The organism is Variovorax sp. OV329 (genome assembly GCF_900114785.1).
Classification (GTDB): domain Bacteria; phylum Pseudomonadota; class Gammaproteobacteria; order Burkholderiales; family Burkholderiaceae_C; genus Variovorax.
Genome location: NZ_FOUG01000006.1, coordinates 41094 through 62854, shown reverse-complemented (window position 1 = coordinate 62854; position 21761 = coordinate 41094). Strand labels below are relative to the sequence as shown.

Genomic DNA, 21761 nt, shown 5'->3' with positions numbered 1-21761 from the left:
CCTGAATTTAGCTGTCATAGCAGTTATTGTCAAGGCTGACTTTGTATGGACAACTGTTAGTTAAAATCTCCGCCGATATGGCTTCTGACGATTCCCGCATGCCCGGCAAAGGGGCGCCCCGTTCGCTCTCCGGCCTGGCGCCCTTCCTGCGCCCCTATCGCCTTCAGATCGTCCTCGCCGGGGTGTTCCTGGTGCTGGCGGCCCTGACCACCCTGCTCTTCCCGCTGGCGCTGCGCAAGTTGATCGACGGCGGCCTGGTCAGTGCCGATCCGGGCCAGCAGGCTATGGGCCTGCGCGAGCATTTCCTGGCGCTGTTCGGGGTGGCGGTGGCGCTGGGCCTGTTTTCAGCCGCGCGCTTCTACACGGTGAGCTGGCTGGGCGAGCGCGTCACCGCCGACCTGCGCAACGCCGTCTATTCGCACGTGCTGCGGCAGAGCCCGCGCTTCTTCGAGACCACCCAGACTGGCGAGGTGCTGTCGCGCATCACCGGCGACACCATGCTGGTGCAGACGGTGGTGGGCTCCTCGCTCAGCATGGGATTGCGCAACGCGGTGATGGGCCTGGGCGCCCTGGCCATGCTGGTGTGGACCAACCCCTACGTGATGGGCCAGGTGCTGCTGATCCTGGTGCTGATCGTGCTGCCCAGCATGGCCTTCGGGCGCCGCGTGCGCCGCTTGTCGCGGGCCAGCCAGGACCGCGTGGCCGATTCCAGCGCGATCGCGGCAGAGGTGCTGAACGCGATCCCGGTGGTGCAGAGCTACACCGCGGAAGCGCGCGAGTCGCAGCGCTTCAATGCGTCGACCGACAGCGCCTTCCGCACTGCCGTGCGCCGCACGAAGGCGCGCTCGGTGCTGGTGGCCTTCATCATCATCGCCACCTCGGCCGCGCTGCTGTGGGGCCTGTATGAAGGCACGCAGGCGGTGTTGCGCGGGGACATCAGCGCCGGGCACCTGGGGCAGACGGTCGTCTACGTGATCATCCTGGCCAGCGCGGCGGCCGTGCTGGGCGAGGTCTATGGCGACCTGCTGCGCGCGGCTGGCGCCACCGAGCGGCTGATGGAACTGCTCGGCGCCGAGTCGGACATCCGCTCGCCCGCCGCGCCGCGGCAGCTGCCGGCGGTCAAGGACGGCAGCTCGATCCGCTTCGAGTCGGTGCGCTTTCATTACCCCTCGCGGCCCGACACGCCCGCCCTGCGCGACATCGACCTGGAAGTGCGGCCGGGTGAGACGGTGGCCCTGGTCGGCTCCAGCGGCGCCGGCAAGAGCACCGTACTGCAACTGCTGCTGCGCTACTACGACCCGCAGCAGGGCCGCATCCTGATCGACGGCGTGCCCATCGGCGAGCTGGCGCTGGACGACCTGCGCGCCCACATCGGCCTGGTGCCGCAGGACGCGGTGATCTTCTCGGCCAGCGCGCTGGAGAACATCCGCTACGGTTGCCCCGGCGCCAGCGAGGAAGCCGTGCGCGAAGCCGCGCGCGCCGCCTTTGCCGACGACTTCCTCAGCGCCCTGCCCGAGGGCTACGGCACCTTCCTGGGCGAGCGCGGCGTGCGCCTCTCGGGTGGGCAGCGCCAGCGCATCGCCATTGCTCGTGCGATCCTGAAGAACGCGCCGCTGCTGCTGCTGGACGAAGCCACCAGCGCCCTGGACGCACAGAGCGAACGCATGGTGCAGGCGGCCCTGGACAGTGCCATGGAGAACCGCACCACGCTGGTCATCGCGCACCGCCTGGCCACCGTGCAGAAGGCCGACCGCATCGTGGTGCTCGACCACGGCGGCATTGTCGAGCAAGGCACGCACGCTTCGCTGGTGGCGCAGGGCGGCGTGTACGCTCGCCTGGCGGCGCTGCAGTTCAGCGCCTAGGCGCAATCACAAGGACAGCTCCACCGGCGCCGCCGCCATGCGGCTGCGCTTGAGCCAGGCGAAGACCGAGTCGGCCGTGACGGTCTCGATGCGGTCCGAGAAGCGCTTCTCGTTGGGATGGTCGTCGAAGGCCACATTGGCCGAGGAGATGCGCCCGCCCAGCCGCGTCAGCGGGCCGAGGGTGATCGTGCCCGGCTCGTAGCCCTTGAACTGCAGCCAGGCCTGCGCGCGTGCACGGGTGGTGGCTGCCGAGGGCTCCATCGCCATCGCCAGGGTCTCGATCGCCCACTGGTTGGACTGCTGGTACTTCTGCCCCCATGCGTACGACACGACACTGTAGGCCGGCTCGTTGAGCTGCAGCAACTGCGTGCGCGGCCCTTTCACCAGGCCCAGCAGCCTGGCTTGTACGGCAGGGTCCGGCACTGCAAAGGCCGCTTCGTAGTGCCACAGGTCGTCGAGGAAGAAATCGCCCAAGCCCTGGCTGTAGATGCTGGCGCGCGCCGAGCCGCACTGGTTGAGCTTGTGCACCACGCGCCAGGCGCCGTCCTCGCGCTTGTAGGCGATGCCCAGGTGCGAATAGTGAAGCCGGTACTTGCTCAGGTCCTGGCCGGCGCGCGCCAGGAACACCACCTGGGCGCCGCTGGCATCGAGCGCCTGGGCGGTGCGCTCGGCCAGTTGCATGCCCAGGCCGAAGCTTTGCGCATCCAGCGGCTTGCGCTCGCAGGAACGGCCAGCTTCTGCCGGTGCGTGATGCGCCGCCATGGCCAGGGCCAGGCAGCAGGCGCCCAGCAGCGGTGTGAGCTTGAACGCGCGCATCGCCTCAGCCCGACAGCTTCGCGCTGTGCAGCAGCGCCTGGCCCATCTGGTTGGGAATGAAGGCCAGCACCTCGCCGGTCGCGACCAGCATCACGCCGGCAGCGATGACGACCACGCTCACCGCCGTGTCCACCTGCCGGATCGAGTAGCTGCCCGCATTGAGCGACACCCGGACGCTGGCTTGCGCACCGTCCGCCACGCGCTCGAGCAGGTAGACCACCGCATCACCGGTCACCTGCACGCTCTTGACGACGAGCTGGCTGCCCGCGACCGAAAGCGCGGCAGGCAGCACCACCGCCGCGCTCGCCGCGGTACCGGCAGCCGCAGCGCTGAGCACGACCGAGGCCACGGGCAGCATCGACACGGCCAGCGAGGCCTCGCTCTGCGCATGCGCTGCCAATGGCAGCGCGGACGCGCCAAAGCACAGCGCAAGCGCCAGGGAACAGGTGGAAAGGGTTTTCTTCATGGCGACTCTTCCGGTTGTTGAGGAATGCGCCCAGGTGGTTGCCGAGTCGATCGGCAGTTGCCCAGGGCGAACGGATGCTCGTTCGCCATGCAGCAACAAGGAGAAGATTTATGGCCCGGTTGTCGGGCCGGCTACTGGAAGTAGCCCGTTGCGATACCGAAGTGCGCGCCGTGCCTTCACGACTCGGCCGGCAGCAAGTGCCTTACTGCAGGGGTTCCTTGAGCGACGCCGGCACGGCGATCTGCATCACGGCGATGCCCTCTTCTGCGAGCGCTTCACTTTCTTCGCGCGTGGCCTTGCCGCGGATCCCGCGCTCCTTGACCTCGCCGTAGTGGATCTTGCGTGCCTCGTCGGCAAAGCGCTCGCCCACGTCCTCGGTCGAGGCGATCAGCTCGCGCACGGCGCGCAGCCAGCGGCCATGCTGCTGCCCGGCGTCCTGGGGCTGGCTTTGCGAAGCGGGTGCTTCCTTGCCGGCGCCCAGGTTCAGGCGGGGCGCGGCCAGCATCTTGGTGATCTCCTTGGCGCCGCACAGGGGACATTCCACCAGGCCGCCGGCCAGCTGCGTCTCGAACTCATCGTTCGACGCGAACCAGCCTTCGAAACCATGGCCGTGGGAGCACTGGAGGTTGAGAACCTTCATGCCCCGATTATCCCGCTTGGGTGGCGCCTTCCGCCGGCTGCCAGTCCAGTGCCCATGCGCCCGACACGACGTTGGCCAGCCACAGCGTGCAGGTGAGCGTCTTGGCGTCGGTGACGGTGCCATCGCGGCACCATTGCATCAGCTCGTCCACGCTGGCGGTGAACACGTCCAGGAACTCGCCGTGGTCCAACTGGCGCTCGCCCAGCGTCAGGCCGCGAGCGAAGTAGACATGGATGATCTCGGTGGAATAGGCCACCGCCAGGTGCATGGCGCCGGCCCGGGCCCATTCGCGGGCGGTGTAGCCGGTTTCCTCCAGCAGTTCGCGCTGGCCGCACAGAAGCGGATCCTCCCCAGCGTCCAGCTTGCCGGCCGGAAACTCGGTCATCACGTGGCCCACCGGGTAGCGGTACTGGCGCTCCAGCACCACGCGGCCGTCGTCCAGCAGGGGCACGACCACCACGGCGCCGGGGTGGATCACGAATTCACGCGTTGCCGTGTGGCCGTCGGGCATGCGCACCGTGTCGCGATGCGCCTCGAGGAAGTTGCCCTTGAAGAGCAGCATGCCGTCGACGCGCTCTTCCTTCAGGTGACCGTCATCCATGCCTTCAGCTCCGGTGATGCTTGATCAGGTAGCGCCAGGTGAAGCCCGGAAAGGCCAGCACCAGGAACAGCGAACCCGACACTGCGAAAAACTCCCAGCCTTGGGGAGAGATCTGGCCGACGCGCCGTTCGAACAGCAGGCCCAGCGCACCCACGATGAAGTACAGCACGACCAGTTCGGCCAACCGCACGGCCAGCAATTTACGGGCCGTGCGCAGGGGAATGCATCCGAACAGGCGCTCGTTCAGGAAAGGCAGGTTGGCCGCCACCAGGGCGACCACGAGCACCAGCCAGACAGAAGCACTCTGCGACACGCGCGCGGCGGGCTCAGCCGGCGAGGGTCGCCACGATGGCCTTGCCGCACAGCGCCATCAGGCCGCCGGGCAGGACGCCCAGGATCAGGATCATGGCGCCGTTGACCGTCAGCACGGCACGCACGTCGACCGGTGCCGACACGGTGCTGGCCGTGACCGGCTCGTCGAAGTACATGACCTTCACCACGCGCAGGTAGTAGAAGGCGCCCACCAGCGAGGCCATGACGGCGAACACGGCCAGGCCGATGTACAGCGCCTGGCCCGAGGCGATCAGCGACTGCAGCACCACCAGCTTGGCGTAGAAGCCCACCAGCGGCGGCAGACCGGCCAGCGAGAACATGGCGATGGCCATGACGCCCGCATACAGCGGGCTGCGCTGGTTCAGGCCTGCGAAGTCGGTGATCTCCTCGCTCTCGAAGCCTTCGCGCGCCAGCAGCAGGATGATGCCGAAGCTCGCCAGCGTGGTCAGCACGTAGGTGATGACGTAGAACATGGCGGCGCTGTAGGCGTACTGCGCGTTGTAGGTGTTGTCGTTGACCACGCCGGCCACCATGCCCAGCAGCATGAAGCCCATCTGCGAGATGGTCGAGTAGGCCAGCATGCGCTTGAGGTTGGTCTGCGCGATGGCTGCCAGGTTGCCGATGATCAGCGATGCGATCGCCAGCACGGCGAGCATCTGCTGCCAGTCGATGGCCAGCGGCAGCAGGCCCTCCACCAGCAGGCGGATGATGATGGCGAAAGCGGCCAGTTCGGGCGCGGCGCCGATCAGCAGCGTGACGGCCGTGGGCGCGCCCTGGTAGACGTCGGGCACCCACATGTGGAAGGGGGCGGCACCGACCTTGAAGGCCAGGCCGGCCACGATGAACACCAGGCCGAACACCAGCACCTGATGCTTCACCGTGCGGCTGGCGATGATCTTGAAGACCTCGTTGACGTCCAGCGAGCCGGTGGCGCCGTAGATCATCGACAGGCCGTAGAGCAGGAAGCCGCTGGCCAGCGCGCCCAGCACGAAGTACTTCATGGCGGCTTCGCTGGCCACCGCGTTGTCGCGGCGCAGCGCCACCAGGGCGTAGCTGGACAGCGTGAGCAGTTCCAGGCCCAGGTAGATCAAGAGGAAGTTGCTGCCCGAGATCATCACGAACATGCCCAGCAGGGCCAGCATGCTCAGGGTGAACATCTCGCCGCCGCGCAGCATCTCGCGGTCGGCCGAGTAGGGGCGGCCGTAGACAAGCGTCACCATCAGCGCGATGCAGGCGAAGCACTTGAGCCAGTTGCCCATGGGGTCGTTCACCACCATGTTGCCGAAGCCGTAGATGGTGTGGCCGCTCACAGCGTTGGCGCCGGTGAGATAGGCCACCACCGCCAGGGTCAGCAGCGTCAGGATGTAGGTGCGGGTGCGGCGCGGGTCGTTGGAGGACAGGTCGACCAGCGCAATGATGCAGGCCATGACCAGGAGCACGATCTCCGGGTAGATGGCGATCCAGCTGAGTTTGTCAATCATCTCGTTCTCTTGTTCAGCGTGGCGTCAGGGAAGCTTGGAGATCGCGACGTGGCGAAGAAGCTCGGTCACCGAAGCGTCCATCACGTCGGTGAAGGGCTTCGGGTCGATGCCCATCCACAACACGGGAATCGCCAGCAGCGCCAGCATGAGGAATTCACGGCCGTTGATGTCCGTCAGTTCCTTCACATGGTCGTTGCCCGGGTCGCCCAGGTAGACGCGCTTGTACATCCACAGCGTGTAGGCAGCGCCGAAGATGAGCGCGGTGGCTGCACCCAGGCCCAGCCAGAAGTTGGCCTTGACGGCGCCCAGGATCACCATCCATTCGCCCACGAAACCGGCGGTGGCCGGCAGGCCGCAGTTGGCCATGGCAAACAGCAGCGCGAAGGCGGCGAACTTGGGCATGGTGTTGACCACGCCGCCGTAGTCGGCGATCTGGCGCGAGTGCACGCGGTCGTACAGGACGCCGATGCAAAGGAACATGGCGCCCGAGACGAAGCCGTGCGCAATCATCTGCACGATGCCGCCGGCAACGCCCAGCTCGTTGAAGATGAAGAAGCCCAGCGTGACGAAGCCCATGTGCGCCACCGAGGAGTAGGCCACCAGCTTCTTCATGTCCTTCTGCACCAGCGCCACCAGGCCGACGTAGATCACGGCGATGAGCGAGAGCGCGATCATGAACCAGGCCCACTCGCGCGAGGCGTCGGGGGCGATGGGCATCGAGAAGCGCAGGAAGCCGTAGGCACCCAGCTTCAGCATGATCGCCGCCAGCACTGCGGAGCCGCCGGTAGGCGCTTCCACGTGCACGTCCGGCAGCCAGGTGTGCACCGGCCACATCGGCACCTTCACCGCGAAGGCCGCGAACAAGGCAAAGAAGATCAGCGTCTGCGCATGGCTGCTCAGCTTGACCTGGTGCCAGGTCAGGATGTCGAAGCTTTGGCCAGCGGCGTTGTACAGGTAGACCAGGGCCACCAGCAGGAGCAGCGAGCCCAGGAGCGTATATAGGAAGAACTTGAACGCTGCATAGATCTTGTTCGGTCCGCCCCAGATGCCGATGATCAGGTACATCGGGATCAGCGTGGCTTCGAAGAAGACGTAGAACAGGATGCCGTCGAGCGCGGCGAACACGCCGATCATCAGGCCCGACAGGATCAGGAACGCGCCCATGTACTGGTTCACGCGCTCGGTGATCACTTCCCATGCGGAAATGACCACCACCACGGTGATGAAGGCGGTCAGCATCACGAACCACAGCGACAGGCCGTCGACGCCCACGTGGTAGTTGATGCTGAAGCGCTCGATCCACGGCGCCTTCTCGACGAACTGCATGGCCGCGGTGCCCAGCTGGAAGCCGGTGTACAGCGGGATGGTGACGACGAAGCTCAGGATCGACCCGATGAGGGCGATCCAGCGCACCATGCGCGCCTGTTCGTCGCGGCTAAACAGCAGCAGCAAGGCGCCGATGGCGATCGGCAGCCAGATGGCAAGACTCAGCAAACCCATTTTTGTTTTTCTCCTGCCCGCCGCTTATCGCTGGAACCACACGAAGTAGGACAACAGCACGAACACGCCAAGCAGCATGGCGAAGGCGTAGTGATAGATGTAGCCCGACTGAACCCGGCGCACCACGCCGGCGACGTGGCCGATGAGCTTCCACGAACCGTTGACGATAGCGCCGTCGATCAGGCCCTGGTCGCCGCCCTTCCAGAGACCGGTGCCGAGGGCGCGGGTGGCGCGGGCGATCACGTTCTCGTTGAACCAGTCCATGTAGTACTTGTTCTCGAGCAGGTTGTAGATCGGGCCGCAGGCGCGCTTTATGGCCGCCGGAACGGCCGGGTTGACCAGGTACATGTACCAGGACAGGACCACGCCGGCGAGCGCCAGCCAGAACGGCCAGGCAGTGAAGCCGTGCAGGGCCATCGCCATGGGGCCGTGGAAGAGCTCTTCCATTTCCTTCATGGCGTGGTGGCGCGTGGCATCCACGAAGATCGAATCCTTGAAGAATTCGCCGTACAGCATGGCGTCGATGGCGAAGTAGCCGATCACCACCGAGGGGATGGCCAGCAGCACCAGCGGCAGCCACACCACCCAGGGCGACTCGTGCGGCTTGGCGTCGTGGTCATGGCCGTGGCCGTGGCCATGGTCGTCGTCCGCATGGTGGTCGTCGTGATGCGCGTCCGGATTCTGGTCGTAGCGCTCCTTGCCATGGAAGACGAGGAAGTACATGCGGAACGAGTAGAAGGCGGTCACGAACACGCCGGCCAGCACCGCGAAGTAGGCAAAGCCCGAGCCCCACAGGTGGCTCTCGTGCACCGCCTCGATGATGCTGTCCTTCGAGTAGAAGCCCGCGAACCAGGGCGTGCCGATCAGCGCCAGCGAACCCACCAGCGAGGTGATCCAGGTGATGGGCATGTACTTGCGCACGCCACCCATCCAGCGGATGTCCTGGTTGTGGTGCATGCCGATGATCACCGAGCCCGCGCCCAGGAACAGCAGCGCCTTGAAGAATGCGTGGGTCATCAGGTGGAACACCGCCACCGAGTAGGCCGAGGCGCCCAGCGCCACGGTCATGTAGCCCAGCTGCGAGAGCGTGGAGTAGGCCACCACGCGCTTGATGTCGTTCTGGATGATGCCCAGGAAGCCCATGAACAGCGCCGTGATCGCACCGATCACCATCACGAAGGACAGTGCGGTGTCCGACAACTCGAACAGCGGCGACATGCGCGCCACCATGAAGATGCCGGCCGTCACCATGGTGGCGGCGTGGATCAGCGCGGAAATGGGGGTCGGGCCTTCCATCGAGTCGGGCAGCCACACGTGCAGCGGGAACTGCGCGCTCTTGCCCATGGCGCCGATGAACAGGCAGATGCAGATCACGGTGACCAGCATCCACTCGGTGCCGGGGAAGCCCATCTGGCCGAGTTCGCCGGCCTTGCCGAAGACTTCGCCGTAGTTGAGCGTGCCTGCATAGGCGACGATCAGGCCGATGCCCAGGATGAAGCCGAAGTCGCCCACGCGGTTGACCAGGAAGGCCTTCATGTTGGCGAAGATGGCGGTCGGCTTGTTGTACCAGAAGCCGATCAGCAGGTAGGACACCAGGCCCACCGCCTCCCAACCGAAGAACAGCTGCAGCATGTTGTTGCTCATCACGAGCATCAGCATGGAGAAGGTGAACAGCGAGATGTAGGAGAAGAAGCGGTTGTAGCCTTCGTCCTCTTCCATGTAGCCGATGGTGTAGATGTGCACCATGAGCGACACGAAGGTGACGACGCACATCATCATGGCGGTCAGGCCGTCGACGAGGAAGCCGACTTCCATCTTCAGGCCGCCGACGACCATCCATTCGTAGATGGTGCCCTCGAAGCGGGCACCGTCCAGCGCCACGCTCTTGAGCGTCATCGCCGAGATGACGAAGGCGATGAACACGCCCAGGATGGTGATCGAGTGGGAGGCCTTGCGCCCGATCAGGTTGCCACCGAACTTGGTGCCGAAGATGCCGACGATGATCGAGCCGACCAGGGGCGCCAGCGGAACCGCCAGCAGCGTGGATGCGGAAAGGGATGCGCTCATTTGTTGTTGTCCTCAGCCCTTGAGCGCGTTCAGCTCGTCGACGTTGATGTTCGACTTGTTGCGGAACAGCAGCACCAGCAGCGCCAGGCCGATGGCCGACTCGGCCGCCGCCACCGTCAGGATGAAGAACACGAAGATCTGGCCGTGCATGTCTCCCAGGTAGTAGGAGAAGGCGACGAAGTTCATGTTGACGGCCAGGAGCATCAACTCGATGGCCATCAGCAGGATGATCAGGTTCTTGCGGTTCAGGAAGATGCCGATCACCGACAGCGCGAACAGGATCGCGCCCAGGGTCAGGAAGTGTCCGAGCGAGAGGGTCATGCCTTGGCTCCCGGTTGTGCTTCAGCAGCAGCAGCCGCGTCGGCCGCCACCGGCTCGGCGGCGCGCGTGGCCGGCATCGTGACGATGCGCACGCGGTCGCGCGCCTTCACGCGCACGGCGTCGGCCGGGTTGACGTACTTGCTGTCCTTGCGCTCGCGCAGCGTGAGCGCGATGGCGGCAATGATGGCCACCAGCAGGATCACCGCGGCGATCTGCACCGGATAGAGGTATTCGGAGTAGAGCAGCTTGCCCAGTTCCATGGTGTTGGAGGTGCCGGGCACGGCGGCAAGCGCGGCACCGCGTGGCGCGCCTTCCATCCGGAAGCCGCCCATCAGCACGGCGGCCATCTCCAGCGCGATGAGCGCGCCCACGCCGGCGGCCAGCGGGAAGTGCTTCCAGAAGCCCTGGCGCAGGCTGTCGACGTTGATGTCCAGCATCATCACGACGAAGAGGAACAGCACCATCACCGCGCCCACGTACACCAGCACCAGCGTGATGGCGAGAAACTCGGCGCGCAGCAGCAGCCAGATGGCCGAGGCCTGGAAGAAGGTCAGCACCAGGTACAAGGCCGAGTAGACCGGGTTGCGCGCGGTGATCACGCGGAAGGCTGCGAACAGCAGCACCGCGGAAAATAGGTAGAACAGACCGGTCTTGACGTCCATGGGTCGGATTCGCTTCTTGGTGGGTCGAGCCAGGCCGCGTCAGCGGTACTTGGCGTCGGCTGCCTTGTTGGCGGCGATTTCTTTTTCGTAGCGGTCGCCCACGGCGAGCAGCATGTCCTTGGTGAAGTACAGGTCGCCCCGCTTCTCACCGTGGTATTCGAAGATGTGCGTCTCGACGATCGAGTCGACCGGGCAGCTTTCTTCGCAGAAGCCGCAGAAGATGCACTTGGTCAGGTCGATGTCGTAGCGCGTGGTGCGGCGCGAGCCGTCGTCACGCACATCCGACTCGATGGTGATGGCCAGCGCCGGGCACACCGCTTCGCACAGCTTGCAGGCGATGCAGCGCTCTTCGCCGTTCTCGTAGCGGCGAAGCGCGTGCAGGCCGCGGAAGCGCGGCGACTGCGGCGTCTTTTCTTCGGGGAACTGCACCGTGATCTTGCGCGAGAAGGCGTACTTGCCGGTGACGGCAAGGCCCTTGAAGAGTTCCACCAGCATGAAGCTGGACAGGAAGTCCTTCAGCGAGAACGGAGCGGGGGCGAGCGTGGAGTTCGCAGGCATGGCGATTCCAGTTATTTCCAGATGTTGAAAGGCGTCTGCATCCAGGCGCCGACCACCACCAGCCACACGAGGGTGACGGGGATGAAGATCTTCCAGCCCAGACGCATGATCTGGTCGTAGCGGAAGCGCGGGAAGGTCGAGCGCACCCACAGGAACATGGTGACCACGCAGAAGGTCTTGGCGCCCAGCCAGATCCAGCCCGGGATGAAAGACAGGAACTCGAAGGGAGGCAGCCAGCCGCCGAGGAACAGGATCACGCACAGGATCGAGACCAGCCACATGTTGGCGTACTCGGCCAGGAAGAACATGGCGAAGCTCATGCCCGAGTACTCGATCATGTGGCCCGCGACGATTTCCGATTCGCCTTCCACCACGTCGAAGGGGTGGCGGTTCGTCTCGGCCAGGCCGGAGATGAAGTAGACGACGAAGATGGGCAGCAGCGACAGCCAGTTCCACGACAGGAAGCCCACGCCCATTCCGGCGAAGATGCCCTTGCCCTGGCTCATGACGATGTCGCTCATGTTCAGGCTGGCCGAGACCATGAGCACCACGACGAAGCAGAAGCCCATCGCGATTTCATAGCTCACCATCTGGGCCGAGGCGCGCAGCGCGCCCAGGAAGGCGTACTTCGAGTTCGAGGCCCAGCCGGCGATGATCACGCCGTACACCTCCAGCGAGGTGATGGCCATCACGAACAGCAGGCCGGCGTTGATGTTGGCCAGCGCCACGTCGGGGCCGAAGGGAATCACCGCCCATGCGGCCAGGGCCGGCATGATGGTCATGATCGGGCCCAGCAGGAACAGGCCCTTGTTGGCCACCGTCGGAATGATGATTTCCTTGGTGAGCAACTTCAGCGCGTCGGCAATGGGCTGCAGCAGGCCCAGCGGGCCGATGCGGTTGGGGCCCAGGCGGATCTGCGTGAAGCCGATCGCCTTGCGTTCCCACAGCGTGAGGTAGGCCACGGCCAGCATCAGCGGAATGACGACGATGACGATCTTGATGAGCGTCCAGATGACGGGCCAGGCCAAGCCGGTCCACCAGCCGGCCGAAGCCAGGCCGAGGCCGAAGCCGTAGATCGAATCGATCATGCCAGGGCCTCCTCGCGGGTGGCGGCTTCAGGCGACGCGCGGCGCGCATCGGCCGTGAGCTGCAGCGAGGGCGCGCGGCGCACCAGGGAGTCGAGCTGGTAGATGCTCGCCACGACCGGTTCGCCTTGCGCGGCAGGCGCGGCATTGGCCACGGCCTCGTTGCTCAGCCTGTCGGCCGGCACGTTGCCGGACACGCCGGCGGCGGCCAGCACGTCGGCGGTCGACTCGTAGGTGAAGCCTTGCACGCCCAGCAGGTTGGCCAGCACGCGCAGCACCTTCCAGGCCGGACGCGTCTCGCCCAGCGGCTTGACCACGGCATGGAAGCTCTGCACGCGGCCTTCGGCATTCACGAAGGTGCCGGGGGTCTCGCTGAAGGGCGAGATCGGCAGCAGCACGTCGCTGAATTCCAGGTTGGCCTTGAAGGGGCTCAGGGTCACGACCATCTCGGCCTGGCCCAGCGCCTGCGCGGCGGCAGCGCCTGCGGCGGAGTCGAACACCGGCTCGTTGTTCAGCAGCAGCACGGCCTTCAGGCCGCCGGCCAGCATCTGCGCGGCGTTGGCGCCGCCCTTCTGCGGCTGCGCGCCCACCCATTGCGCGCCCACGGTGTTGGCGGCTTCGGTGAGGTAGCCCACGGTGGCGCCGGTCTGGGCGCCGATCCAGTTGGCCAGTTGCAGCAGCTCTTCGGCCTGCGCGTGGTGCGCGGCCGCGTTGCCCAGCAGGATCGCCTTGCGCTCGCCGGTGGCGAGCGAGGCGGCGATGGCCTTGGCGGTGTCGTCGGCCTGCGCGCTGTTGCCGGGCGCGGCAACGCCCTTCTCCTGCGCGATGGCACCGGCCACGCCGGCCAACAGCGAGACCCACTGGTCGGCCTGCGCCACGACGGCGTTGGCGACCGGGATCGCCCACGCATCGGCGTCGGCGAAGGAGGCCTGCGAGGTGATGGCGCTCAGCACCCCACCCTTGCGCACCGACTGGCGGATGCGCTGGGCGAAGAGCGGATGGTCCTTGCGCAGGTTGGAACCCACGACCAGCACGCGCTGCAGCGACGACAGCGAGGCGATCGAGGTGCCCAGCCAGCGCACGCCCGGTGCGGAGTCGAAGGCGGCACGGCGCAGGCGGTGGTCGATGTTGTCGCTGCCCAGGGCGCGGGTCAGCTGCGCGGCCAGGAAGAGCTCTTCCAGGGTGCTGTGCGGGCTGGCCAGCGTGCCGATCTTGTCGGCGCCGTGGTCGTTCTTGATCTGCTTGAGGCCGTTGGCCACGTACTCGAGTGCGGTCTGCCAGTCGACCTGCTGCCACTGGCCGCCCTGCTTGAGCATGGGCTGCGTCAGGCGCTCGGGACCGTTGAGCGCCTCGTACGAGAAGCGGTCGCGGTCGGCAATCCAGCACTCGTTGACCTCTTCGTTCTCGAAGGGCACGACGCGCATCACCTGGCCGCTCTTGACCTGGACGATCAGGTTTGCACCGGTGGAATCATGGGGGCTGACCGACTTGCGGCGCGACAGCTCCCAGGTGCGGGCGCTGTAGCGGAAGGGCTTGCTGGTGAGCGCGCCCACCGGGCAGATGTCGATCATGTTGCCCGACAGCTCTGAATCGACCGACTCGCCCACGAAGGTCTCGATCTCGGCGTGCTCGCCGCGATTGGACATGCCCAGCTCCATCACGCCGGCCACTTCCTGGCCGAAGCGCACGCAGCGGGTGCAGTGGATGCAGCGGCTCATCTCTTCCATGCTGATGAGCGGACCGACGTCCTTGTGGAAGACCACGCGCTTTTCTTCGTCGTAGCGCGAGCTGGAGCCGCCGTAGCCCACCGCGAGGTCCTGCAGCTGGCATTCGCCGCCCTGGTCGCAGATGGGGCAGTCCAGCGGGTGATTGATGAGCAGGAACTCCATCACCGACTGCTGCGCCTTGATCGCCTTGTCGCTCTTGGTGCGCACGATCATGCCCTGCGTCACGGGCGTGGCGCAGGCCGGCATGGGCTTGGGCGCCTTCTCGATGTCGACCAGGCACATGCGGCAGTTGGCCGCGATGGAAAGCTTCTTGTGGTAGCAGAAATGCGGAATGTAGGTGCCCGCCTTGTCGGCTGCATGCATCACCATGCTGCCTTCGGCGATCTCCACCTTCTTGCCGTCGAGTTCGATTTCAACCATATGTTCTTCGTTCTCAGGCCTTGGCCGGTGCCTTGGGCACGTAGCCAGGAATCTTCGCCTCGAACTCGTGGCGGAAGTGCTTGATCATGGCGCGCACCGGCATCGCGGCGGCATCGCCCAGCGCGCAGATGGTGCGGCCCTGGATGTTGTCGGCGACGGAATTGAGCAGGTCCATGTCGGAGGCCTTGCCCACGCCGCGGTCGATGCGGTCGACCAGGCGCCACAGCCAGCCCGTGCCTTCGCGGCAGGGCGTGCACTGGCCGCAGGACTCGTGCATGTAGAAGTACGAGAGGCGCTTGAGCGACTCCACCATGGAACGGCTGTCGTCCATGACGATCACGGCGCCCGAGCCCAGCATCGAGCCGGCCTTGGCGATCGAGTCGTAGTCCATGGTGCAGGACATCATGATGTCGGCCGGCAGCACCGGCGCGGACGAGCCGCCGGGGATCACGGCCTTCAGCGTGCGGCCCTTGCGCACGCCGCCGGCGAGCTCCAGCAGCTTCGAGAAGGGCGTGCCCATGGGCACTTCGTAGTTGCCCGGCAGCTCGACGTCGCCGCTCACCGAGTAGATCTTGGTGCCGCCGTTGTTCGGCTTGCCGCACTCGAGGTAGGCCTGGCCGCCGTTGTTGATGATCCAGGGCACCGCCGCGAAGGTCTCGGTGTTGTTGATCGTGGTGGGCTTGCCGTACAGGCCGAAGCTGGCCGGGAACGGCGGCTTGAAGCGCGGCTGGCCCTTCTTGCCTTCCAGCGATTCGAGCAGCGCAGTTTCCTCGCCGCAGATGTAGGCACCGAAGCCGTGGGCCGCATGCAGCTGGAAGTTGTAGCCGCTGCCCATGATCTTGTCGCCGAGGTAGCCGGCGGCACGGGCTTCTTCCAGCGCCTCCTCGAAGCGGTCGTAGGTCTGGAAGATCTCGCCGTGGATGTAGTTGTAGCCCACGCTGATGCCCATCGCGTAGGCGGCGATGGCCATGCCCTCGATGACGATGTGCGGGTTGAACTGCAGGATGTCGCGGTCCTTGCAGGTGCCCGGCTCGCCCTCGTCCGAGTTGCACACCAGGTACTTCTGCCCCGGGAACTGGCGGGGCATGAAGCTCCACTTCAGGCCCGTGGGGAAGCCTGCGCCGCCGCGGCCTCGCAGGCCGGAGCTCTTGACCTCGGCGATCACCTGGTCGGGCGTGAGACCCTCGGTGAGGATCTTGCGCAGGGCCTTGTAGCCGCCGCGCGCCTCGTAGTCGGCCAGGCGCCAGTTGGTGCCGTCCAGGCCCGCATAGATCTGCGGATCGATGTGGCGGTCATGGAAGCAGGTCTGGACACCGGTCGCCTGGAACTGGGCGAGGACTTGGGATGCGTTCATGGTGCTCACGCCTTCCCTTCCGTGCTGGCGCGCAGGCCGTCGACCAGCTGGTCGAGCTTCTCGTCGCTCATGAAGCTGCACATGGTGCGGTCGTTGACCAGCATCACCGGCGAATCGGCGCAGGCGCCCAGGCATTCGCTCTGCTGCAGCGTGAACAGGCCGTCGGCCGTGGTCTCGCCCATGTGGATGCCCAGCTTCTTCTCGAGATGGTGCAGCGCACGCTGGCCGTCGCGCAGCTGGCACGGCAGGTTGGTGCAGACGTTGAGCTTGAACTTGCCCACCGGCCGCTGGTTGTACATGTTGTAGAAGGTCGTGACCTCGTGCACCGCGATGGGCGCCATGCCCAGGTAGGCGCCGATCTCGCGCTCGCGCTGCAGGCTGACGAAGCCTTCGTCCTGCTGCACGATGGCCAGGCAGGCCATCACGGCCGACTGCTTGCCGGCCTCGGGGTACTTGGCCACTTCGCGGGCAAAGCGCTCCAGCGTCGCAGCAGACAAGGGCGCAGAGGCGCCCTGTTGGTTGTCGGTAGTCATGTGATCACTCATCGATCGATCTCGCCGAACACGATGTCCATGGTGCCGATCACGGCCACGGCGTCGGCGATCATGTGGCCGGTGGCCATTTCGTCCAGGGCTGCCAGGTGGGCGAAGCCAGGGGCACGAATCTTCAGGCGATAGGGCTTGTTGGCGCCATCGCTCACCAGGTAGATGCCGAACTCGCCCTTCGGGTGCTCGACGCCGGCATAGGCCTCGCCCTCGGGTACGTGGAAGCCTTCGGTGAAGAGCTTGAAGTGGTGGATCAGCTCCTCCATGTTCGACTTCATCGACTCGCGCGCGGGCGCCGCCACCTTGTGGTTGTCGGTGATGACCGGGCCGGGGTTGGCGCGCAGCCACGCCGAGCACTGCTGGATGATCCGGTTGGCCTGGCGCATTTCTTCCACGCGCACCAGGTAGCGGTCATAACAGTCGCCGGTCTTGCCCACGGGAATGTCGAATTCCATGCGGTCGTACACGTCGTAGGGCTGCTTCTTGCGAAGGTCCCACGCGATGCCGGAGCCGCGCAGCATCGGGCCGGTGAAGCCCAGGTTGAGCGCGCGCTCGGGAGACACGACGCCGATGCCCACGGTGCGCTGCTTCCAGATGCGGTTGTCGGTGAGCAGCGTTTCGTACTCGTCGACGAACTTGGGGAAGCGCTTGCAGAAGGCGTCGACGAAATCGAGCATCGAGCCCTGGCGGTCCTCGTTCAGCTTCTCGATCGCCTTGGCGTTCTTGATCTTGCTGACCTTGTACTGCGGCATGCTGTCCGGCAGGTCGCGGTAGACGCCGCCCGGACGGAAGTAGGCCGCGTGCATGCGCGCGCCGGACACTGCCTCGTACAGGTCGAACAGGTCTTCCCGCTCGCGGAAGCAGTAGATCAGCATGTTCATCGCGCCGCAGTCCAGGCCGTGCGCGCCGAGCCACAGCAGGTGGTTCAGCAGCCGGGTGATCTCGGCGAACATGACGCGGATGTACTGCGCGCGGATCGGCACTTCCAGGCCCATCATCTTCTCGATGGCCAGGCAGTAGGCGTGCTCGTTGCTCATCATCGACACGTAGTCGAGACGGTCCATGTAGGGCAGCGACTGGATGTAGGTACGCGTCTCGGCCAGCTTCTCGGTGGCGCGATGCAGCAGGCCGATGTGCGGGTCGGCGCGCTGGATGACTTCGCCGTCGAGCTCGAGCACCAGGCGCAGCACGCCGTGTGCTGCCGGGTGCTGCGGACCGAAGTTGAGGGTGTAGTTCTTGATTTCAGCCATGGGAGCAGCAGTTCAGTGGCGGAGGCCGCCGCCGTAGTTGTCCTCGCGGATCACGCGCGGGATGATCTCGCGCGGCTCGATCGTCACGGGCTGGTAGATCACGCGCTTGGCCTCGGGGTCGTAGCGCATCTCGACGTGGCCGGACACCGGGAAGTCCTTGCGGAAGGGGTGGCCGATGAAGCCGTAGTCGGTCAGCAGGCGGCGCAGGTCGTCATGACCCTCGAACACGATGCCGTACAGGTCGAAGGCTTCGCGCTCGAACCACGCTGCAGCGCTCCACACCGGGGTGACGGAGTCCACCACCGGCAGGTCTTCGCTGGGCGCAAACACCTTCAGGCGCAGGCGCTGGTTCAGGCTTACGGACAGGAGGTGGCTGACGACGCAGAAGCGATCGCCTTCCCACTCGCCCTCACGGTAGTCGGCATAGTCGACGCCGCACAGGTCCAGCAGTTGCTCGAAGCGGCAGCCGGGGGCATCGCGCAGCAGGCGCGCAGCCTCGAGGTAGTCGGCAGCGCCCACCACCGCGGTGACTTCGCCCAGGGCAAGGGTCACGCTCCGGGCGCGGGCACCCAGCGCTTCGGTGACGGTGGCCAGCAGGGCTTCGGGAGAAATGGCGATATCGGTCATCGTCTGTCGTCCGTCCTCAGGCGCGCGCAATGGTGTTGGTGCGGCGGATCTTCTGCTGCAGCTGGATGATTCCGTACAGCAGCGCTTCCGCGGTGGGCGGGCAGCCGGGAACGTAGACATCGACAGGCACGATGCGGTCGCAGCCGCGCACGACCGAGTAGCTGTAGTGGTAGTAGCCGCCGCCGTTGGCGCACGAGCCCATCGACAGCACCCAGCGCGGCTCGGGCATCTGGTCGTAGACCTTGCGCAGCGCCGGCGCCATCTTGTTGCACAGCGTGCCAGCCACGATCATCAGGTCGGACTGCCGGGGGCTGGGCCTGAACAGCATGCCGAAGCGGTCGATGTCGTAGCGGGCAGCGCCCGCGTGCATCATCTCGACGGCGCAGCATGCGAGGCCGAATGTCATCGGCCACAGGGAGCCGGTCTTGGCCCAGTTCACCACCGTGTCATAGGTGGTGGTGACAAAGCCTTCTTTCAGGACGCCATCAATGGCCATGGTTCGCTTTCCTTGTCATTCCCAATCGAGCGCGCCCTTTTTCCACTCGTAGGCGAAGCCCACGACGAGGATGGCCAGGAAGATCATCATGGCCCAGAAGCCGACGGCGCCGATTTCCTTGAGCGCAATGGCCCAAGGGAAGAGAAATGCGATTTCGAGGTCGAAGAGGATGAAGAGGATGGCCACCAGGTAGTAGCGCACATCGAACTTCATGCGAGCATCTTCGAAGGCTTCGAAGCCGCACTCGTAAGGGGAGTTTTTCTTCTCGTCCGGGCGATTGGGGCCCAGGAGATAGCCCAGAACCTGTGGCGCAACTCCTACACCGACGCCGACCAGGATGAACAAGAGGACGGGGAGATAGGAATCGAGGCTCATCGGGGATTTCTTTACCGCTTGCCACCGACAGGAAATGGCTCCCTGCCGGTGATATTTGGTGCCGTCGGCGAGACTCGAACTCGCACAGCTTTCGCCACTACCCCCTCAAGATAGCGTGTCTACCAATTTCACCACGACGGCGGCTTTTTCTGCGTGCCCGGATGGCATGAGGAACCCTCGGCGACTTCGGCTTCGGGCTTTGGCTTTCCGGGCAGCTTTAGAGTTTACCCTGAAATGCAGTCGAAACCGATAACGACTGCATACAAGTTGACAGCTTTATTTGCTCGGGATTTGCCCGGCGCCGCCCTGGGCAGGCGCGGGCGCGGCGGGTGCCGTCGAGCCGGCGGCTGGAGCCGATCCCGGCGCAGCGGGAATCTCCGACGCGGGAGCGGCGGGCGCGGGTTGCGTGGCAGCACGCTCGAGCAGGCTGTTGCCGCCGCTGGCGGCCGGGCGCGAGTGGCTCAGGTAGGCCAGGCCCAGCGTGCAGCAGAAGAACACGGCCGCCAGCACGGCCGTCGTGCGCGAGAGGAAATTGGCACTGCCACTGGCGCCGAACAGGCTGCCGGCGCTGCCGCTGCCGAAGGCGGCACCCATGTCGGCACCCTTGCCGTGCTGCACGAGGATGAGGCCGATCATGGCCAGGGCGGACAGCATCTGGATGCCGACCAGCAGGTTCAAAAACACGTTCATTTCTTCTGGACTCCTAGATTCTTGACTTGCAGCGCGCGCGCTCAGCGCGCGGCCGCGATGATCTGCAGAAAGTCGGGCGCCTTCAGCGAAGCGCCACCGATCAGACCGCCATCGATGTCGGGTTGTGCGAGCAGCTGCGCCGCGTTGGCGGCGTTCATGCTGCCGCCATAGAGGATGCGGATGCCGGCCGCATGGTCGGAAGCCGCATGGTGCAGCTGGGCGCGCAGCAACGCGTGCACAGCTTGCGCCTGTTCGGGCGTGGCGGTCTTGCCGGTGCCAATAGCCCACACCGGCTCGTAGGCCACCACGATCTCGCTGATGCAATGGCCGTTGACGTGGATCACTGCCGCCAGCTGGCGCTTGACGACTTCCTCGGTGTGGCCGCCCTCGCGCTCGGCCAGCGTCTCGCCGACACACACGATGGGCGTCACGCCGCCCTTGAGCGCTGCAGCCGTCTTGGCGGACACGAGGTCGTCGGTCTCGCCGTGGTACTGGCGTCGCTCGGAATGGCCCACGATGGCATAGCGCACGCCGAACTCGCGCAGCATGGCGGCCGACTGCTCGCCGGTGTAGGCGCCCTGCTCGTGCTGCGATACGTCCTGCGCGCCCAGCGCGATGGGCGTGCCCGCGACCAGCGCCTGCACCTGCGCCAGGTAGGGCGCCGGCACGCACAGCGCCACGTCGCAGGCCGGCGTGCCCACGCCTTGCGCCAGGGCCTTCACCAGGCCCTCGTTGGCGGCCAGGCTGCCGTTCATCTTCCAGTTGCCGGCAATGAGCTTCTTCTTGTTCATGTCCGTCTCGCTCACCAGGTCAGCACGATCTTGCCGATGTGCTGGTTCGATTCCATCAGCGCATGCGCCTGGCTTGCGCCGCTGGGCTCGCCGCCAGCCGCGAAGGTGCTGTGGATCACCGGGCGCACCGCGCCGCTTTCCAGAAGCGGCCAGACTTTCTCCCGCAGCGACTTCGCGATCGCGCCCTTGAAGGCGACGGGACGCGGACGCAGCGTGGAACCGGTGATGGTCAGTCGCCGGCGCAGCACCTGGCCGGCGTTGAAGCCGCTCTTGACGCCGCCCTGCACCGCGATGATGACCAGCCGGCCATCGTCGGCCAGGCAGTCGATCTCGCGCGCCACGTAGTCGCCGGCGACCATGTCCAGGATCACGTCCACACCCTTGCCGCCGGTGAGGCGCTTGACCTCTTCGACGAAGTCGGTGCTCTTGTAGTTGATGGCGTGGTCGGCGCCCAGCTTGCGGCAGGCCTCGCACTTCTCGTCGCTGCCCGCGGTGGCGATCACCGTGGCGCCCAGGGCCTTGCCCAGCTGGATGGCGGTCACGCCGATGCCGCTGGTGCCGCCCTGGATGAGCAGGGTCTCGCCCTTCTGCAGCCGGCCGCGGTCGAAGACGTTGCTCCACACGGTGAAGAAGGTCTCGGGCAGCGAGGCTGCCTCGGTGTCGCTCCAGCCCTTGGGCACCGGCAGGCACTGGGCCACCGGCGCCACGCAGAGTTCGGCGTAGCCGCCGCCCGCAACCAGCGCGCAGACGCGATCGCCCACCTTGAAGCCGGCCTCGCGCAGCGCCGCCTCGTCGCCCGACACGATCTCGCCGGCCACTTCCAGGCCCGGCAGGTCGGAGGCACCCGGCGGCACCGGGTAATGACCCATGCGCTGAAGGACATCGGGCCGGTTCACGCCGCTGGCGGCGACCCGGATCAACAACTCGCCGGCACCCGCGACCGGCGCGGGACGCTCGGTCTCGCGCAGCATCTCGGGTGCTCCGTAGGACGCAATCTCGATGGCTTTCATGTGCTCTGTGCTCGTTGGGCTGCCCACCAGGGGACAGCTTCGTTGCAGATGGATGGCAATGCGGCCGGCCTGCCCGAGGGCTGG

General features: G+C 65.9%; 23 protein-coding genes and 1 tRNA gene. 1 reads left to right on the top strand and 23 read right to left on the bottom strand.

Translation table 11 applies throughout. The features are described from left to right. Positions 1-98: 98 nt before the first annotated feature. A complete protein-coding gene (locus tag BM345_RS11840) occupies positions 99-1862 on the top strand; it encodes an ABC transporter transmembrane domain-containing protein (RefSeq protein WP_254789700.1) in 1764 nt (587 codons plus the stop codon). A 6-nt stretch (positions 1863-1868) separates the two neighbouring features. Here the strand turns inward: BM345_RS11840 and BM345_RS11835 are convergent, their stop codons facing one another. The 23 genes from BM345_RS11835 to BM345_RS11725 form a co-directional block, all read right to left on the bottom strand. Further along, a complete protein-coding gene (locus BM345_RS11835) occupies positions 1869-2678 on the bottom strand; it encodes a DUF2145 domain-containing protein (RefSeq protein WP_093379645.1) in 810 nt (269 codons plus the stop codon). A 4-nt stretch (positions 2679-2682) separates the two neighbouring features. Continuing rightward, positions 2683-3144: a hypothetical protein gene (locus tag BM345_RS11830; protein WP_093379643.1), complete on the bottom strand. Its 462-nt coding sequence runs from the start codon at positions 3142-3144 to the stop codon at positions 2683-2685. A 202-nt stretch (positions 3145-3346) separates the two neighbouring features. Beyond that, on the bottom strand, positions 3347-3784 hold the full coding sequence (locus BM345_RS11825) for a DUF1178 family protein (RefSeq protein ID WP_093379640.1): 438 nt from the start codon (positions 3782-3784) through the stop codon (positions 3347-3349). 7 nt (positions 3785-3791) lie between these two features. Continuing rightward, positions 3792-4385 (bottom strand): NUDIX domain-containing protein, encoded by a 594-nt coding sequence (locus BM345_RS11820; protein WP_093379638.1) that lies wholly within the window; start codon positions 4383-4385, stop codon positions 3792-3794. 4 nt (positions 4386-4389) lie between these two features. Then, positions 4390-4698, bottom strand: coding sequence for a DUF2818 family protein (locus BM345_RS11815; RefSeq protein ID WP_093379635.1), 309 nt, complete (start codon positions 4696-4698; stop codon positions 4390-4392). A gap of 13 nt (positions 4699-4711) precedes the next feature. Beyond that, the gene (gene nuoN, locus BM345_RS11810) at positions 4712-6199 is read right to left on the bottom strand and encodes an NADH-quinone oxidoreductase subunit NuoN (protein WP_093379633.1); all 1488 of its coding nucleotides are present in this window, start codon (positions 6197-6199) and stop codon (positions 4712-4714) included. Positions 6200-6223: 24 nt separating this feature from the next. Then, positions 6224-7699 carry an NADH-quinone oxidoreductase subunit M gene (locus tag BM345_RS11805; RefSeq protein WP_093379630.1) on the bottom strand — a complete coding sequence of 492 codons (1476 nt, stop codon included), beginning with the start codon at positions 7697-7699 and terminating at the stop codon, positions 6224-6226. A 24-nt stretch (positions 7700-7723) separates the two neighbouring features. Beyond that, positions 7724-9766 carry an NADH-quinone oxidoreductase subunit L gene (gene nuoL, locus BM345_RS11800; protein ID WP_093379627.1) on the bottom strand — a complete coding sequence of 681 codons (2043 nt, stop codon included), beginning with the start codon at positions 9764-9766 and terminating at the stop codon, positions 7724-7726. A gap of 12 nt (positions 9767-9778) precedes the next feature. Then, positions 9779-10087 carry an NADH-quinone oxidoreductase subunit NuoK gene (gene nuoK, locus BM345_RS11795; protein ID WP_093379625.1) on the bottom strand — a complete coding sequence of 103 codons (309 nt, stop codon included), beginning with the start codon at positions 10085-10087 and terminating at the stop codon, positions 9779-9781. Next, positions 10084-10749, bottom strand: a complete 666-nt coding sequence (locus BM345_RS11790; RefSeq protein ID WP_093379622.1) for an NADH-quinone oxidoreductase subunit J — start codon at positions 10747-10749, stop codon at positions 10084-10086. The genes nuoK and BM345_RS11790 overlap by 4 nt, the downstream gene beginning before the upstream one ends. Positions 10750-10788: 39 nt before the next feature. Continuing rightward, complete coding sequence (gene nuoI / locus BM345_RS11785) at positions 10789-11307, bottom strand: NADH-quinone oxidoreductase subunit NuoI (protein ID WP_093379620.1); 519 nt, start codon at positions 11305-11307, stop codon at positions 10789-10791. An 11-nt stretch (positions 11308-11318) separates the two neighbouring features. Then, a complete protein-coding gene (nuoH, locus tag BM345_RS11780; RefSeq protein WP_093379617.1) occupies positions 11319-12395 on the bottom strand; it encodes an NADH-quinone oxidoreductase subunit NuoH in 1077 nt (358 codons plus the stop codon). Continuing rightward, the gene (nuoG, locus tag BM345_RS11775) at positions 12392-14539 is read right to left on the bottom strand and encodes an NADH-quinone oxidoreductase subunit NuoG (RefSeq protein WP_093379615.1); all 2148 of its coding nucleotides are present in this window, start codon (positions 14537-14539) and stop codon (positions 12392-12394) included. Before nuoG ends, nuoH begins: the two co-directional genes overlap by 4 nt. Before the next feature lie 13 nt (positions 14540-14552). Next, positions 14553-15893, bottom strand: coding sequence for an NADH-quinone oxidoreductase subunit NuoF (gene nuoF, locus BM345_RS11770; RefSeq protein ID WP_093380173.1), 1341 nt, complete (start codon positions 15891-15893; stop codon positions 14553-14555). A 5-nt stretch (positions 15894-15898) separates the two neighbouring features. After that, entirely contained in the window at positions 15899-16426 is a 528-nt protein-coding gene (gene nuoE, locus BM345_RS11765) for an NADH-quinone oxidoreductase subunit NuoE family protein (RefSeq protein WP_093379613.1), read from the bottom strand. 8 nt (positions 16427-16434) lie between these two features. Beyond that, a complete protein-coding gene (locus BM345_RS11760; protein WP_093379611.1) occupies positions 16435-17688 on the bottom strand; it encodes an NADH-quinone oxidoreductase subunit D in 1254 nt (417 codons plus the stop codon). Positions 17689-17700: 12 nt separating this feature from the next. After that, a complete protein-coding gene (locus tag BM345_RS11755) occupies positions 17701-18315 on the bottom strand; it encodes an NADH-quinone oxidoreductase subunit C (protein ID WP_093379609.1) in 615 nt (204 codons plus the stop codon). Between the two features lie 16 nt (positions 18316-18331). Continuing rightward, on the bottom strand, positions 18332-18811 hold the full coding sequence (locus BM345_RS11750; protein WP_093379606.1) for a NuoB/complex I 20 kDa subunit family protein: 480 nt from the start codon (positions 18809-18811) through the stop codon (positions 18332-18334). A gap of 15 nt (positions 18812-18826) precedes the next feature. Next, a complete protein-coding gene (locus tag BM345_RS11745; RefSeq protein ID WP_093379604.1) occupies positions 18827-19186 on the bottom strand; it encodes an NADH-quinone oxidoreductase subunit A in 360 nt (119 codons plus the stop codon). A gap of 56 nt (positions 19187-19242) precedes the next feature. After that, a tRNA-Leu gene (locus tag BM345_RS11740) sits at positions 19243-19327 on the bottom strand. 135 nt (positions 19328-19462) lie between these two features. After that, positions 19463-19876: a preprotein translocase subunit SecG gene (gene secG / locus BM345_RS11735; RefSeq protein WP_093379601.1), complete on the bottom strand. Its 414-nt coding sequence runs from the start codon at positions 19874-19876 to the stop codon at positions 19463-19465. Between the two features lie 41 nt (positions 19877-19917). Next, positions 19918-20667, bottom strand: coding sequence for a triose-phosphate isomerase (tpiA, locus tag BM345_RS11730; RefSeq protein ID WP_093380172.1), 750 nt, complete (start codon positions 20665-20667; stop codon positions 19918-19920). Positions 20668-20678: 11 nt separating this feature from the next. Further along, on the bottom strand, positions 20679-21677 hold the full coding sequence (locus BM345_RS11725; protein ID WP_093379599.1) for an NAD(P)H-quinone oxidoreductase: 999 nt from the start codon (positions 21675-21677) through the stop codon (positions 20679-20681). Positions 21678-21761 lie beyond the last annotated feature (84 nt).

Bases quoted from the DNA above. Each gene is read 5' to 3' on its own strand.
- BM345_RS11840 (WP_254789700.1), top strand. From the start codon at position 99: ATGCCCGGCAAAGGGGCGCCCCGTTCGCTCTCCGGCCTGGCGCCCTTC.
- BM345_RS11725 (WP_093379599.1), bottom strand. From the start codon at position 21,677: ATGAAAGCCATCGAGATTGCGTCCTACGGAGCACCCGAGATGCTGCGC.
- BM345_RS11835 (WP_093379645.1), bottom strand. From the start codon at position 2,678: ATGCGCGCGTTCAAGCTCACACCGCTGCTGGGCGCCTGCTGCCTGGCC.
- secG (WP_093379601.1), bottom strand. From the start codon at position 19,876: ATGAACGTGTTTTTGAACCTGCTGGTCGGCATCCAGATGCTGTCCGCC.
- BM345_RS11760 (WP_093379611.1), bottom strand. From the start codon at position 17,688: ATGGCTGAAATCAAGAACTACACCCTCAACTTCGGTCCGCAGCACCCG.
- nuoE (WP_093379613.1), bottom strand. From the start codon at position 16,426: ATGACTACCGACAACCAACAGGGCGCCTCTGCGCCCTTGTCTGCTGCG.
- BM345_RS11750 (WP_093379606.1), bottom strand. From the start codon at position 18,811: ATGGCCATTGATGGCGTCCTGAAAGAAGGCTTTGTCACCACCACCTAT.
- BM345_RS11830 (WP_093379643.1), bottom strand. From the start codon at position 3,144: ATGAAGAAAACCCTTTCCACCTGTTCCCTGGCGCTTGCGCTGTGCTTT.
- BM345_RS11790 (WP_093379622.1), bottom strand. From the start codon at position 10,749: ATGGACGTCAAGACCGGTCTGTTCTACCTATTTTCCGCGGTGCTGCTG.
- BM345_RS11745 (WP_093379604.1), bottom strand. From the start codon at position 19,186: ATGAGCCTCGATTCCTATCTCCCCGTCCTCTTGTTCATCCTGGTCGGC.
- tpiA (WP_093380172.1), bottom strand. From the start codon at position 20,667: ATGAACAAGAAGAAGCTCATTGCCGGCAACTGGAAGATGAACGGCAGC.
- nuoK (WP_093379625.1), bottom strand. From the start codon at position 10,087: ATGACCCTCTCGCTCGGACACTTCCTGACCCTGGGCGCGATCCTGTTC.
- nuoG (WP_093379615.1), bottom strand. From the start codon at position 14,539: ATGGTTGAAATCGAACTCGACGGCAAGAAGGTGGAGATCGCCGAAGGC.
- nuoN (WP_093379633.1), bottom strand. From the start codon at position 6,199: ATGATTGACAAACTCAGCTGGATCGCCATCTACCCGGAGATCGTGCTC.
- nuoH (WP_093379617.1), bottom strand. From the start codon at position 12,395: ATGATCGATTCGATCTACGGCTTCGGCCTCGGCCTGGCTTCGGCCGGC.
- BM345_RS11825 (WP_093379640.1), bottom strand. From the start codon at position 3,784: ATGAAGGTTCTCAACCTCCAGTGCTCCCACGGCCATGGTTTCGAAGGC.
- BM345_RS11755 (WP_093379609.1), bottom strand. From the start codon at position 18,315: ATGACCGATATCGCCATTTCTCCCGAAGCCCTGCTGGCCACCGTCACC.
- BM345_RS11805 (WP_093379630.1), bottom strand. From the start codon at position 7,699: ATGGGTTTGCTGAGTCTTGCCATCTGGCTGCCGATCGCCATCGGCGCC.
- nuoI (WP_093379620.1), bottom strand. From the start codon at position 11,307: ATGCCTGCGAACTCCACGCTCGCCCCCGCTCCGTTCTCGCTGAAGGAC.
- BM345_RS11820 (WP_093379638.1), bottom strand. From the start codon at position 4,385: ATGGATGACGGTCACCTGAAGGAAGAGCGCGTCGACGGCATGCTGCTC.
- nuoL (WP_093379627.1), bottom strand. From the start codon at position 9,766: ATGAGCGCATCCCTTTCCGCATCCACGCTGCTGGCGGTTCCGCTGGCG.
- nuoF (WP_093380173.1), bottom strand. From the start codon at position 15,893: ATGAACGCATCCCAAGTCCTCGCCCAGTTCCAGGCGACCGGTGTCCAG.